The sequence below is a fragment of the Enterobacter sp. 120016 genome (genome assembly GCF_018383635.1).
GTDB lineage: Bacteria > Pseudomonadota > Gammaproteobacteria > Enterobacterales > Enterobacteriaceae > Enterobacter > Enterobacter asburiae_D.
In genome coordinates, this window is sequence record NZ_JAHAWC010000003.1 from 87180 (window position 1) to 99838 (window position 12659).

The window sequence follows — 12659 nt, forward strand, 5'->3', positions numbered from 1 at the left end:
ACCGATATGCGGAGGCTGTCATGCGTATTGCATATGCAGTTGTTTCGATAATGCTGATAACACCCATCAGCTGGGCCGGAAACATGACGTTTCAGTTCCGTAACCCTAACTTTGGCGGTAACCCTAACAACGGCGCGTTCCTGCTGAATGAAGCTCAGGCGCAAAACTCCTATAAAGACCCCAGCTTAAAGAATTTTAGCGTTGATACCCCGTCGGCACTGGATAACTTCACGCAGGCCATCCAGTCGCAGATTTTAGGTGGGTTATTAACCAACATTAATACCGGTAAACCCGGGCGGATGGTGACCAACGACTTTATCGTTGATATCGCCAACACGGATGGACAGCTTCAGTTGAACGTGACCGATCGTAAAACCGGAAGAATCTCCACCATTCAGGTTTCCGGTCTACAAAACGATTCAACTAACTTCTAAACAACAACGAAATAAGGACAACAATCATGCAGCGCTTCCTGATATTTGTTGCAGTGTGCTTATTGAGCGGTTGTTTAACTGCTCCACCTAAAGAAGCTGCAAAACCAACATTAATGCCTCGGGCCCAAAGTTATCGTGATTTAACGCATTTACCTTCACCTACGGGGAAAATATTTGTCTCCGTATACAACATTCAGGATGAAACCGGGCAATTCAAACCTTACCCGGCAAGTAACTTCTCCACGGCCGTGCCGCAAAGCGCCACCGCCATGCTGGTTACCGCGCTCAAGGATTCGCACTGGTTTATTCCGCTGGAACGTCAGGGGCTACAGAACCTGTTGAATGAACGCAAAATCATTCGTGCCGCCCAGGAAAATGGCACCGTTGCGGACAATAACCGGACACCACTGCAATCTCTGGCGGCAGCGAACGTAATGATTGAAGGATCGATTATCGGCTACGAAAGTAACGTTAAATCGGGTGGTGCGGGAGCACGTTACTTCGGTATCGGTGCGGATACCCAGTATCAGCTCGACCAAATCGCCGTTAACCTGCGTGTGGTTAACGTCAGTACAGGCGAAGTGCTCTCTTCGGTGAACACCAGCAAAACCATTCTGTCTTATGAAGTTCAGGCTGGGGTATTCCGCTTCATCGATTACCAGCGTTTGCTGGAAGGTGAAATCGGCTACACCTCTAACGAGCCGGTCATGATGTGTCTGATGTCAGCCATTGAAACCGGCGTGATCTACTTAATTAACGACGGTATAGACCGCGGGCTGTGGGATCTGCAAAACAAAGCAGACGTGCAGAACCCGATACTGGTGAAATACCGCGATATGTCAGTCCCTCCGGAATCCTGACAGGAAGCGCATAAAAAAGGCGAGATGATTATCTCGCCTTTTTTTATTCGCTCACTGCCGTGATGTTTTGCGCTTTTTCCCGCCGCGATGCCAGCCACAGTCCGCTGTTTTTCATGGCATAGCCAAACAGCAGCCCCAGCGCCAGCGAGGGGACCACCAGCTTCCAGTCACCCTGCCCTGCAAAGGTCGCGCACGCCCCCATAAAGGTTCCCGGCACAAATGAAAGCAGCAGATGCTTAGCCTGGATGCACATTAAAAAGGCGACGACACCCGTCATGACGTATCCCAGGATTTCCAGATGCGGCGCCAGCGCGCTGCCTTTCATGATCACCAGCGCCCAGATAACACCGCTCATCAGCGTGCAGCCTGAGATAAAGAGCCCTTTGACTCCCCCCTGCGGACAGGCGAAATAGGCGGTACAGCCGAGGAACCCGGCCCAGCTGAGCAATCCGAGAGACACGGCCACCCATCCCCAGAGCCCGGAGAGAATACCTGTCGTAATTGCGATACAAAGTAATATGTTCATGGCGCGCATCTTAGCAGAAGCGCACCATAGAAATGAGATCGGCAGCACATTACGTGCAAATTGGAATGTTGAGTTGCAGAATTTATGTGACCTAAATCACTCTTCGTTCTCTTCTTCCAGCTCATCCCACATTGCCGCGATAGCGTCGCGGGTCAGCGGTGCCAGCGTTCTCCAGAATGGCGAGGTGGCATGCGCTTCAACTTTACCCAGGAATGTCCCGACCCACGGCAGCAGGTACGTTTCGAACAAGGTTCCGATGGCTTCGTTCTCATCATCACCGGCGTTGTCTTCGATCCAGGACGCCGCCAGCAGCAGCGTACCGATATGATCGGCTGGCGTATCGCTCAGCGGCATACCGCGCGTGGAGAGGAACGCACGGACTTCCGCTTCCGTTGCCCCGTCCTGCCAGGCTGAACGGTATGGCGAAACGCGGCACTCATCGCCGACGAACAGCGCATTGTAATCTGTCGCAATCTGCTGCATGTCGCAGCTTTTTTGCAGACGCTCCAGTAAATCATCCTGTTCCAGCGGCCAGTTCTGCGCCAGCTTACCTTCACGAATTAACGTAAAGAGCGGCACCAGCAGCGGGTCTTGCGGCTGGCGATAATAGAGCGTACCCAGCACGCGACAAAGGATGGAGAACTCATTCATTTTTTTATTCCATTACACAATTAAAGATCGGCAAATTCGGCAATCGGCTCCATTCCGCGCGACTCGAGGAAATCGAGCATGCGGCGTGGGGTCACGTTCAGGATTTGCGCTTCCGGGAAGTTAACATCATTCAGCACTTTCAGGCATTCGCTGAAATCACCCAGCGTAAACGCGGTATGAGAGTCCGAGCCCAACGCCACCATGCCACCCGCATCACGCACGGCGGCCGCCACGGCGCGACAGTTGTCTTCGCTGCCCTTACGCGAGTGAACAAAGGAGGAGTTATTAATCTCCAGCGCCACGCGGTGTTTCGCTGCCGCCTGCGCGACAGCCTGAATATCAATCGGGTACCTCGGGTTGCCGGGGTGGCTGATAATGTGCACATTGCCGCTGGCAATGGTGGCAATCATCGCCGCGGTGTTGGTCTCTTTATCCTGAGGCGGGAAAACCGGCTCATGGAAACCGGCGAGAATAAGATCAAGTGAGGTCAGCATCGGGCCGGTGCAGTCGATCTCACCGTCGATATTTTTGATGTTCGCCTCAATGCCGCGCAGTATCCCAATGCCGTCCACCAGACGTGGCCAGATCCGCATATTCACAAAATGCCAGTAGTGCGGCGCATCCGCCATGTCCGGGCCATGATCGGTGATCGCGAACAGCTTAATACCTTTAAGCTTCGCCTGGGCGATATAATCATGGAGGTTGCTGTACGCGTGGGTGCTGGCGACGGTGTGCATATGCAGGTCAACGGGATACATCTCTTTCTCCTCTGCGGTTTTTCCAAAGGATAGCAGTTATCAGCGGCGAATATTAGCAAAAACCCGGCGAACGCCGGGTTTCTCTCAGTAGCCGCGCTGTCTGTCGACCTGTCCGGTGACCGCGTGACCCTTTTCCATTTCGCTGATGGTGTGGGAGATATACGCCACCGCTTCTGCCGGACGCGTTACGGCAGCCACGTGCGGGGTCATCGCCACGCGCGGGTGCGCCCACAGCGGGCTTTCCGCGGGCAGCGGCTCACGGCTATAGACATCCAGCATGGCGCCTTTTAGCTTTCCGCTGTCCAGCGCCTTCAGCAGATCGCCTTCCACGACATGGACCCCACGCGCCAGGTTCATTAAATAGCTCTGCTCGGCTAACTGGTTCAGGAGAGCGCTATTGATAATGCCCACCGTTTCAGCGGTATTCGGCAGCAGGTTGATAAGCACGCGTGTTCCTTTCAGGAATGCAGAAAGCTCATCCGTTCCGGCAAAGCTCTCAACGCCCGGATAGTCCTTGCGGGTGCGGCTCCAGCAGCGCAGAGGGAAGCCCCACGGGGCGAGCGCTTCTGCCACTTTTGAGCCGAGCACACCCGCGCCGAGGATCCCGACGGTAAAATCTTCATGTCGATAATCCGGCAGCGGCTCCCAGTGGGCCTGCTGTTTAAAGGCCTGATAGTCGTCGAAGCGGCGGAACCAGTGCAGCACCTGGCTCACAGCATATTCCTGCATTTGCTGGCCCATTCCGGTATCTTCCAGGCGGAACAGGGGGATCTCTTCCGGCAGCATTTCTGGATGCGCTTTCAGTTTACTGAGAATGGAATCAACGCCCGCGCCCAGGGCGAAAACCGCCTTCAGTTTACGCCCCTGGAGCATTTCTACCGGAGGATGCCAGACCAGCGCATAGTCGGCATGTTCATTATCGCCACGCTTCCACTCGCGAACGCGTGCGCCGGGCAGCGCCGCCGAAAGTGCATCAATCCAGTAAGCGGTATCAAATGTAGGGTGATAGAAGAGAATATCCATGGTCATTCCTGCCTTTTATTGCGCTGTTTTGTTTTCGTTTTCAAGTGGATTGCCAGCATAACAAATTTATCAGGAAACCGCGTTGCTGATAAAAGAGGCGCTTTGTGCACATTTAGGCGTCAGGTTGCTTGAAGTTTGTCTAAACGCGCTAAATTACTGAAAAAGTGAGTTGACGGCAGTTCGGCTTTTCCTTACATTAGCGCCCGTCCCGGCAACAACGGGATGACAATATGGTGAGGTGTCCGAGTGGCTGAAGGAGCACGCCTGGAAAGTGTGTATACGGCAACGTATCGGGGGTTCGAATCCCCCCCTCACCGCCATATTTAAAGAAGAGCTCGCATGAAAATGCGGGCTTTTTTTTTGCATGTTGCACACCTCTGGGGGGGTGAGAATCCCCGACCGGGGTTCGACAACTGGCGACAGCCAGTTGGACAGACTGAGAGCGAAGCGAACAGGCTGCCCGCAGGGCGAGCGAAGCGAGTCAATCCCCCCGGTGCTATATGCAGCTCGGTGCGGCCTGAGCCCCTCACCCTGCCCCTCTCCCCAGGGGAGAGGGAAGTGTTACTCTTCCACCATCCGCGCATACTCTTCGGTAAGAAAATCCACCAGCGTCCTGACCGACGGCAGCATGCCGCGCCGTGAAGGATAAACCGCGTGAATCACCTCCCGTCGGGGTTCCCACGCGTCCAGCACCCGTACCAGTTCCCCTGACGCAAGCTGATCCTTCACCATCAATATCGGCAGCTGCACAACGCCCACGCCCGCCATCGCCGCTTCCCGCAGTGCCAGCATGTCGGTGGTAATAAAGCGCGGTGCGTAGTGGATCTCCGCTTTCGCCCCCGCTGGACCGCTGAGTTCCCATTTATGCACCTGTTTACCGGCCCCCATACTTAAGCCAGGCCATTCACTGAGCTCAGAAGGCATTCGAGGTTTCCCCATACGTTCAATCAACTGCGGACTCGCCACCAGGCAGTGCCCCCTGTCAGCCAGCACCCTTAAGACCAGATCGCTGTCATCAAACGGATGCGGACGCACGCGGATCGCCACATCAATGCCTTCGCCAACAAGATCGACCCGACGATTGGTGGCCTCAAGCTGGAGATTAATCCCGGGGTAGCGCGCCATAAACCGCGCCAGCATCGGTCCCACGTGGACGTGCAGTAACGTGACGGGACAGGTGATCCTGACTACGCCGCGCGGCTCAGCCTGCAGCGCAGCAACGGCCTCTTCTGCCGCCTCTGCTTCTATCAGCATTGCCTTACAGTGCTGATAGAAAGTCTGCCCCACTTCCGTCACCGTAAACTGCCGCGTAGTGCGCTGTATCAACCGTACGCCAAGCCGCTCCTCCAGCTGCGCGATCCTGCGGCTCAGTTTGGACTTGGGTTGGTCAAGTGCCCTTCCCGCCGCCGCAAACCCCCCGTAGTCCACCACCTTCACAAACCAGACGAAGTCATTGAGATCCTGCATAAATCCTCATCGTTCTATTTTCAGAACAGTGAATGCCATTTTCACTATCTACCGGGATATTAACTCTGAATATAAGCTAATTACATCAACAGAACATCAGGAGTTAATCATGAAAAACGTAACAGGCGTTTATACCGCTCCTCGTCAGCACTGGGTTGGCGATGGTTTCCCGGTTCGTTCGATGTTTTCTTACCAAACCCACGGCGAGCCGCTGAGTCCGTTCCTGCTGCTGGACTACGCGGGCCCGTACACCTTTCCGGCAGATGGGGCAAAACGCGGCGTAGGCCAACACCCTCACCGGGGTTTTGAAACGGTCACCATCGTCTATTCCGGTGAAGTGGAGCATCGCGACTCCACGGGCAAAGGCGGCGTTATTGGCCCCGGCGACGTGCAGTGGATGACTGCTGGCGCAGGCATTTTGCATGAGGAGTTCCACTCCAGCGCGTTCTCGCAGAAAGGCGGAGAGCTGAAAATGATGCAGCTCTGGGTCAACCTTCCGGCGAAAGACAAAATGGCGGCACCGGGCTACCAGAGCATCACCAAAAGCGATATCCCGGTTGTGACGCTACCGGATAACAGCGGCACCCTGCGGGTGATTGCCGGTCGCTACGACGAGGTTACCGGACCGGCGCACACCTTTTCACCGCTGAACGTCTGGGACATCGCGCTGAACCAGGGAAGCCATCTGACGCTCAATCAGCCCGAAGGCTGGAGCACCGCGCTGGTCGTGCTTGAAGGCAACATCACGGTGAACGGCACAGCGCAGGCAGGTGAAGCCCAGCTGGTCGTACTGAGTCAGGAAGGCGACAAACTGCACCTGGAGGCGAACAGCGATGCAAAAGTGCTGCTGATGGCCGGCGAGCCGCTGAATGAACCCATCGTGGGCTATGGCCCGTTTGTGATGAACAGTAAAAGCGAAATCAACGAAGCCATTCGTGATTTCAACTCCGGCCGCTTCGGCCAGATCTGAACGTAATAAAGGAGAAGAACATGTCTACACCTGCGAATTTTAACGGCACTCGTCCGGTTATTGATGTGAACGATGCGGTGATGTTGCTTATCGATCACCAGAGCGGCCTGTTCCAGACCGTTGGAGATATGCCAATGCCTGAACTGCGTGCCCGTGCGGCTGCGCTGGCAAAAATCGCGACCCTGGCGAAGATCCCGGTGATCACCACCGCGTCCGTCCCACAGGGACCGAACGGACCGCTTATCCCGGAGATCCACGCCAACGCGCCGCATGCGCAATATGTTGCCCGTAAAGGTGAGATCAACGCCTGGGATAACCCGGAGTTCGTGGCTGCTGTGAAAGCGACCGGACGCAAGACGTTGATTATCGCGGGCACGATCACCAGCGTCTGCATGGCCTTCCCGTCAATCAGCGCGGTGGCGGACGGGTATAAAGTGTTTGCGGTGATTGATGCCTCCGGCACCTACAGCAAGATGGCGCAGGAGATCACCCTGGCGCGCGTGGTGCAGGCCGGTGTGGTTCCGATGGATACGGCAGCGGTGGCCTCTGAGATCCAGCGAACCTGGAACCGTGAGGACGCGGCCGAGTGGGCTGAGGTTTACACCCACATCTTCCCGGCATATCAGCTGTTGATCGAAAGCTACGGCAAAGCACAGGAAGTGGTTAAAAACAGCGAAGTGCTCGATTCACAGCGTTAATAACCCGTGCTTCGGCAAGAGCTGATTAAGGCTTAACCGAACGAGCACGAATACAGAAAATCTGCTTGACCGTTTTAGCGCAACTCCCTATAGTAGCGCCCCGTTGCCCCCCAAGCGGTCAGGCAGCAAAACAATATGGTGAGGTGTCCGAGTGGCTGAAGGAGCACGCCTGGAAAGTGTGTATACGGCAACGTATCGGGGGTTCGAATCCCCCCCTCACCGCCATATTTAAAGAAGAGCTCGCATGAAAATGCGGGCTTTTTTTTTGCATGTTGCACACCTCTGGGGGGATGAGAATCCCCGACCGGGGTTCGACAACTGGCGACAGCCAGTTGGACAGACTGAGAGCGAAGCGAACAGGCTGCCCGCAGGGCGAGCGAAGCGAGTCAATCCCCCCCGGTGCTATATGCAACTCAATGCGGCCTGAGCCCCTCACCCTAACCCTCTCCCCAAGGGAGAGGGAATAAAATGCACAAAAAACAAAGCCCGGTTTCCCGGGCCTTGAACACAACAGCAAACTCAATAATACGCTTGCAGCGTGCGCTGGCAGAGCGCGGAGCGCACGCAGTCATCTTTGGTGAAGCGTACCACCCCAATCATCTCATCTTCCTCAAAACGTGACATGGCGTCGCTCAGCCCGGATTTCACGCCGGATGGCAGGTCACACTGGGTAATATCGCCGTTAACGATAACCGTCACGTTCTCCCCGAGGCGCGTTAAAAACATCTTCATTTGCGCAGCGGTCACGTTCTGAGCCTCGTCAAGAATGACGACCGCATTTTCAAATGTACGTCCGCGCATATAGGCGAACGGCGCGATTTCCACCTTGCCAATCTCTGGTCGCAGGCAGTACTGCATGAAGGATGCACCCAGTCGCTTCACCAGCACGTCATAGACGGGCCTGAAGTACGGGGCAAACTTCTCCGAAATATCTCCGGGCAAGAAGCCGAGATCTTCATCAGCCTGCAGTACCGGACGGGTAACAATAATTCTCTCCACGTCCTTATGGATCAATGCTTCCGCCGCTTTGGCTGCACTAATCCAGGTTTTCCCGCATCCGGCTTCACCGGTTGCAAAGATGAGCTGTTTACTCTCGATAGCATTCAGGTAGTGCGCCTGAGCCTCATTGCGCGCCACAATTGGAGAATTATCACGGCTGTCTCGGGCCATGCCAATTGCTTCTACGCCACTCATCTGCACAAGCGAGGTGACCGATTCTTCTTCACGCTGTTTATGGCTACGTGAATCCCGTCTCAGCACACGTTTTGCTTCGCGACGAGCTTTGATCACTGCTTTTTGTCTTCCCATGGATAGCACCTTGAGTTGTTGGTATTCATCACACGCGCCAGCTTCGGCACGATTATGCGCACGAACATCAGAGGGTTGGCTTCCTTGTAAGCCATTGCTTGCTTTATCGGATGACGATACGGAACAGCTACGCGCACCGTTCTGCACGTCGGTCGAATCAGATTCTTGAGGAAGGGGGGAGAATTTAGTGGTGAGGAAATCGCTGCCGGAGTCTGAGCCTCCGCGCCGGGTGCTGCGGTTGTTATGTTTACCTTGTCCAGTACAGGACGCAACCATTCGCGATCTCCATAGTGATTCAGCATCACTGCCGGGAACTACCGCTGTCTTATCTTAAGTACATCAGGAGTTATCATAAATGCAACATTTATTTTACCTGAATGCAACTTTTAAGATTGTCCCTACAGGTGGAATCAGTCTCATATAGAAATATTACAGAAATATAACAGGAAGATAGTCATATGAAAAAATAATGTCCCCGCGAACTGTTGCGGGGACAATTATCAGGCCTCAATAAGACCTTGTGCGAGGTACGCGTTGCTGTCGCGCACGCCCGGCAGGGCAAAGAAATAGCCGCCCCCGATAGGTTTTATATACTCTTCCAGCGCTTCGCCGTTGAGCCGCTTCTGTACGGTCAGGAAGCCTTTTTCCAGATCGTGCTGATAGCAGACGAACAGCAGCCCCATATCGAGCTGGCCGGAGTTGGTCACGCCCAGCGAATAGCTGTAGCCCCGACGCATCATCAGGCTGGACTGCGTCTCTTTGGTGCGCGGATTGGCCAGACGAATGTGGCTGTCCAGCGCGATGGTATCGCCATTGGGATCGCTGGCGTAGTCAGGCACGTCGTGCTCGTTCTTCATGCCGAGCGGTGCCCCGCTTTGCTTATCCCGACCAAAGATCGTCTGCTGCTCTTTCAGCGGCGTGCGGTCCCAGAACTCCACGTGGAACTGGATAATGCGCACCGCCTGATAGCTGCCGCCCACCGCCCACGCCGGTTCGCCCTGATCTGCCGTCACCCATACCACGTCTTTCATCAACGCCGCATCGCTGCTGTCCGGGTTGGCCGTACCGTCCTTAAAGCCCAGCAGGTTAACCGGGGTCTCTTTGCCTTTGCTGCGGGCGGCGTGGTCCGAGATAAACCCTTCCCGCTTCCAGCGCACGCTCAGCAGATCCGGCGTGTGCTTGATAATATCGCGCAGGGCGTGGATCACCGTGTCCTGGGTATTGGCACAAATTTGCAGAAGCAGGTCGCCGTGGCACAGCGCCGCGTCGAGGGAGTCATTCGGGAAACGCGTCATTTTCTGCAGCGCTTTCGGCTTCTGTTTTGCCAGCCCGTAGCGCGCGTCAAACAACGACTCACCGAGCGAAACGGTAATGGTCAGGTTATCCGGGGCGATAAACGGCCCCAGAATGCCGGAGTCCATTGGCGGCAGGCGCGGGTTCGGCGTATCGGGCGCCGGTCCGCCCGCGGTAAGAAACGCGATGCGCGTCGTCAGCAGGCGGAACAGACGCGCCAAATCGGCTTTATCGCTGGCCAGCGAATCAAAGGCCACCAGCATCATGGACGCCTGCTGCGGCGTCAGGATGCCCGACTGATGCTCGCCATAAAACGGCTGCGTCTCCATGCGGGCATTGGGTGACAGCATGCCGGGCGCGCTTTGCGGTTTCGCCGCATGCGCTACCGGACAGCCCCCGGCCAGCGCAAGGGCGCCCCCCAGCGCCCCTACCCCTTTTAACAACCGACGACGTGAAGGCTCAACCACGTCGTTCTCGCTATGCTTATTCATCGTGCTTAGTCCAGACCCAGTACGCCACGCAGCAGAGAGAGATCTTCCGCCAGGGCGGTAATCGGGCCTTTCAGCGCGTTACGGTCGGCATCGGTCAGCTTGTCGTAGGTTTCAAACCCGTCTTTGGTACGGTACTTCGCCAGAATGGTGTCGACTTTTTTGAAGTTGGCATCCACTTTGGCCAGCAGTTCGCCGTTATCTTTCTGCAGCTGAGGTCGCAGCAGCTCGACAATTTTCTGCGCGCCGTCGACGTTGGCCTGGAAGTCCCACAGATCGGTATGGCTGTAGCGATCCTCTTCGCCGCTGATTTTACTCGCGGCGACTTCTTCAATCAGACCGGCCGCGCCGCCCACCACTTTTGACGGCGGGAAGGCCAGCTCGCTGATGCGCTTTTGCAGCTCCAGCACGTCGCCGTTCAGCTGCTCGGCGTATTTCTCCATCCCTTTGGTGGAGTTGTCGCCAAACAGGGCTTTCTCCAGACGGTGGAAACCGGTGAATTTCGGATCGGCAGCTTTCTGCTCGAAATCGTCTTCGCGGGCATCAATGCTGCCATCCAGGTCAGAGAACAGCTCGGCAATCGGCTCGATACGCTCGTAGTGCTGACGGGTTGGCGCATAGAGGGATTTCGCTTTTTCGATGTCACCGGCTTTCACCGCATCGGTAAAGGCTTTGGTTGCCGTCGCCAGGTCCGCCGTCTCTTTCGTCACATAGGCTTTATACGCGGTGATCGCGTCACCCAGGCTCAGCACCGCAGCGCCTTTCGCCGCATCGGCCGTCGCTTCACCTTTGACGATCAGCTTCCCTTTAGGGTTGGTCAGCAGGCCGCAGGTCATCTCATACTCGCCCGGCTGCAGGTTGGCGGTCATCTTCTGGCTGAAGCCAGGGGCGATATTTTCACGCTCCTCCACCACCAGAACCCCTTTCAGGATCTCCCACTCCAGCGCCTTCTGGCTGTGGTTCTGAATAATGAACTGGGTTTTGCCGCTGTTCACCGTGAGGGTCATCGGCTCGCACTGCTTATCGTTGACGGTGACTTTAACCTGAGGAACATCCGCGCCCCAGGCGGAGAATGCAGAAGCGAACAGCGCGGCAATGCCTGCGCATAACGCACTACGACGGAACTGAATTGCCATGACTCTTCCCTTTAAAAGTATGTTGTAACTAAAACAAAAATTATGGCGTAACGCGCGACGCCTGCGAGCCGGTACGCGGCGGCATTGCGAACAGCACCAGCGCCGGAACCAGATAAATAAAGTACATCGCCACTTCGCTGACGCTCGGCGCTTCCTGATAGCCGAAGATGCCTTCAAGCAGAGTGCCGGTCAGAGAATGGGTGGAGAGCACGTTGCTGAGATCGAACGCCACATCCTGGAAATGGTTCCACAGGCCCGCCTCGTGGAAGGCGCGTATCGCCCCTGCCGCCAGCCCTGCCGCCACCAGCAGAATAAACAGGCTGGTCCATTTGAAGAACGCGCCCAGGTTCAGGCGAATACCGCCCCAGTAGAGCAGGAAACCGAGCACCACGGCCGTGGCAAGACCCAGCACGGCCCCCAGCGGTGGCCAGATCCCCACGTCCTGCTGAAACGCCGCCAGCAGGAAGAAAACAGACTCCAGGCCTTCACGCGCGACGGCGAAAAAGACCATCATAATGAGCGCCCAGCCGTGGTTGTTGCCCTTTTGCAGGGCGTTATCCACCGCCTGCTCCAGCTGCACCTTCACGTTGCGGGAGACTTTACGCATCCAGAACACCATCCAGGTAAGGATCGCTACCGCAATCACGGCGACGATCCCTTCGAACAGCTCCTGCTCTTTCTGCGGGAACTCCCCGGTGGTTTCGTTGATGAGGATACCGAGGCCCAGACAGAGCGCCGCGGCAAGGAATACCCCGACCCACATGACGCCAATCCAGCGTCCGCGCTGGGTTCGCTTCAGATAACTGGCGATGAGGCTCACGATGAGGGCAGCTTCGAGCCCTTCACGTAACATAATGAGAAATGGAACAAACATGCCGACACCTTAAATGTTTATCGCGGTCAACTGATGCAAAGAAAGGTAAATTCTTGTGATAGTGATTATCATTACGGCGAAAAGAAACACAAGCGAAATGTGCGGTGTTTTGATGACGAGTTGTAAACGCAAAGCCTGTTAATAGTTGCCGACGTTACCGTTAAGTTTATAAG

General features: G+C 55.7%; 13 protein-coding genes and 2 tRNA genes. 6 read left to right on the forward strand and 9 right to left on the reverse strand.

Going from position 1 to position 12659, the window contains the following annotated elements; translation table 11 throughout:
- The first annotated feature begins 20 nt into the window (after positions 1-20).
- Positions 21-434, forward strand: a complete 414-nt coding sequence (gene csgF / locus KIF87_RS06740) for a curli production assembly/transport protein CsgF (protein WP_213328276.1) — start codon at positions 21-23, stop codon at positions 432-434.
- Between the two features lie 26 nt (positions 435-460).
- Positions 461-1294 carry a curli production assembly/transport protein CsgG gene (csgG, locus tag KIF87_RS06745; protein ID WP_148243268.1) on the forward strand — a complete coding sequence of 278 codons (834 nt, stop codon included), beginning with the start codon at positions 461-463 and terminating at the stop codon, positions 1292-1294.
- Between the two features lie 43 nt (positions 1295-1337).
- Here csgG and KIF87_RS06750 read toward each other — a convergent pair whose 3' ends face one another.
- From KIF87_RS06750 to ghrA, 4 genes are all read right to left on the reverse strand, one after another.
- Positions 1338-1820: a DUF1097 domain-containing protein gene (locus KIF87_RS06750; protein WP_073961616.1), complete on the reverse strand. Its 483-nt coding sequence runs from the start codon at positions 1818-1820 to the stop codon at positions 1338-1340.
- A gap of 96 nt (positions 1821-1916) precedes the next feature.
- The gene (locus tag KIF87_RS06755) at positions 1917-2471 is read right to left on the reverse strand and encodes a TorD/DmsD family molecular chaperone (protein ID WP_213328277.1); all 555 of its coding nucleotides are present in this window, start codon (positions 2469-2471) and stop codon (positions 1917-1919) included.
- 20 nt (positions 2472-2491) lie between these two features.
- Positions 2492-3229 (reverse strand): phosphatase, encoded by a 738-nt coding sequence (locus tag KIF87_RS06760; protein WP_213328278.1) that lies wholly within the window; start codon positions 3227-3229, stop codon positions 2492-2494.
- A gap of 84 nt (positions 3230-3313) precedes the next feature.
- Positions 3314-4252, reverse strand: a complete 939-nt coding sequence (gene ghrA / locus KIF87_RS06765; protein ID WP_213328279.1) for a glyoxylate/hydroxypyruvate reductase GhrA — start codon at positions 4250-4252, stop codon at positions 3314-3316.
- 232 nt (positions 4253-4484) lie between these two features.
- Here ghrA and KIF87_RS06770 point away from each other — a divergent pair.
- Positions 4485-4572 (forward strand) — tRNA-Ser (locus KIF87_RS06770).
- 241 nt (positions 4573-4813) lie between these two features.
- Here the strand turns inward: KIF87_RS06770 and KIF87_RS06775 are convergent.
- Positions 4814-5719, reverse strand: coding sequence for a LysR family transcriptional regulator (locus tag KIF87_RS06775; RefSeq protein ID WP_213328280.1), 906 nt, complete (start codon positions 5717-5719; stop codon positions 4814-4816).
- 109 nt (positions 5720-5828) lie between these two features.
- Here KIF87_RS06775 and KIF87_RS06780 point away from each other — a divergent pair, with 109 nt between their 5' ends.
- The 3 genes from KIF87_RS06780 (at position 5829) to KIF87_RS06790 (ending at position 7612) form a co-directional block, all read left to right on the forward strand.
- Positions 5829-6689, forward strand: a complete 861-nt coding sequence (locus KIF87_RS06780) for a pirin family protein (RefSeq protein WP_213328281.1) — start codon at positions 5829-5831, stop codon at positions 6687-6689.
- Positions 6690-6709: 20 nt separating this feature from the next.
- On the forward strand, positions 6710-7387 hold the full coding sequence (locus tag KIF87_RS06785; RefSeq protein WP_032638688.1) for an isochorismatase family protein: 678 nt from the start codon (positions 6710-6712) through the stop codon (positions 7385-7387).
- A 137-nt stretch (positions 7388-7524) separates the two neighbouring features.
- Positions 7525-7612: transfer RNA gene (locus tag KIF87_RS06790), tRNA-Ser, on the forward strand.
- Positions 7613-7906: 294 nt separating this feature from the next.
- On the opposite strand, the gene phoH is transcribed toward KIF87_RS06790, so the two are convergent.
- From phoH to efeU, 4 genes are all read right to left on the reverse strand, one after another.
- A complete protein-coding gene (gene phoH / locus KIF87_RS06795) occupies positions 7907-8695 on the reverse strand; it encodes a phosphate starvation-inducible protein PhoH (RefSeq protein ID WP_008503509.1) in 789 nt (262 codons plus the stop codon).
- A gap of 500 nt (positions 8696-9195) precedes the next feature.
- A complete protein-coding gene (gene efeB, locus KIF87_RS06800) occupies positions 9196-10479 on the reverse strand; it encodes an iron uptake transporter deferrochelatase/peroxidase subunit (protein ID WP_213328282.1) in 1284 nt (427 codons plus the stop codon).
- A 5-nt stretch (positions 10480-10484) separates the two neighbouring features.
- Positions 10485-11612, reverse strand: a complete 1128-nt coding sequence (efeO, locus tag KIF87_RS06805) for an iron uptake system protein EfeO (RefSeq protein WP_213328283.1) — start codon at positions 11610-11612, stop codon at positions 10485-10487.
- 40 nt (positions 11613-11652) lie between these two features.
- Positions 11653-12486 carry an iron uptake transporter permease EfeU gene (efeU, locus tag KIF87_RS06810; RefSeq protein WP_213328284.1) on the reverse strand — a complete coding sequence of 278 codons (834 nt, stop codon included), beginning with the start codon at positions 12484-12486 and terminating at the stop codon, positions 11653-11655.
- Positions 12487-12659 lie beyond the last annotated feature (173 nt).

Coding starts and splice junctions, on each gene's coding strand:
- csgF (WP_213328276.1), top strand. CDS start 21: ATGCGTATTGCATATGCAGTTGTTTCGATAATGCTGATAACACCCATC.
- csgG (WP_148243268.1), top strand. CDS start 461: ATGCAGCGCTTCCTGATATTTGTTGCAGTGTGCTTATTGAGCGGTTGT.
- KIF87_RS06750 (WP_073961616.1), bottom strand. CDS start 1,820: ATGAACATATTACTTTGTATCGCAATTACGACAGGTATTCTCTCCGGG.
- KIF87_RS06755 (WP_213328277.1), bottom strand. CDS start 2,471: ATGAATGAGTTCTCCATCCTTTGTCGCGTGCTGGGTACGCTCTATTAT.
- KIF87_RS06760 (WP_213328278.1), bottom strand. CDS start 3,229: ATGTATCCCGTTGACCTGCATATGCACACCGTCGCCAGCACCCACGCG.
- ghrA (WP_213328279.1), bottom strand. CDS start 4,252: ATGGATATTCTCTTCTATCACCCTACATTTGATACCGCTTACTGGATT.
- KIF87_RS06775 (WP_213328280.1), bottom strand. CDS start 5,719: ATGCAGGATCTCAATGACTTCGTCTGGTTTGTGAAGGTGGTGGACTAC.
- KIF87_RS06780 (WP_213328281.1), top strand. CDS start 5,829: ATGAAAAACGTAACAGGCGTTTATACCGCTCCTCGTCAGCACTGGGTT.
- KIF87_RS06785 (WP_032638688.1), top strand. CDS start 6,710: ATGTCTACACCTGCGAATTTTAACGGCACTCGTCCGGTTATTGATGTG.
- phoH (WP_008503509.1), bottom strand. CDS start 8,695: ATGGGAAGACAAAAAGCAGTGATCAAAGCTCGTCGCGAAGCAAAACGT.
- efeB (WP_213328282.1), bottom strand. CDS start 10,479: ATGAATAAGCATAGCGAGAACGACGTGGTTGAGCCTTCACGTCGTCGG.
- efeO (WP_213328283.1), bottom strand. CDS start 11,612: ATGGCAATTCAGTTCCGTCGTAGTGCGTTATGCGCAGGCATTGCCGCG.
- efeU (WP_213328284.1), bottom strand. CDS start 12,486: ATGTTTGTTCCATTTCTCATTATGTTACGTGAAGGGCTCGAAGCTGCC.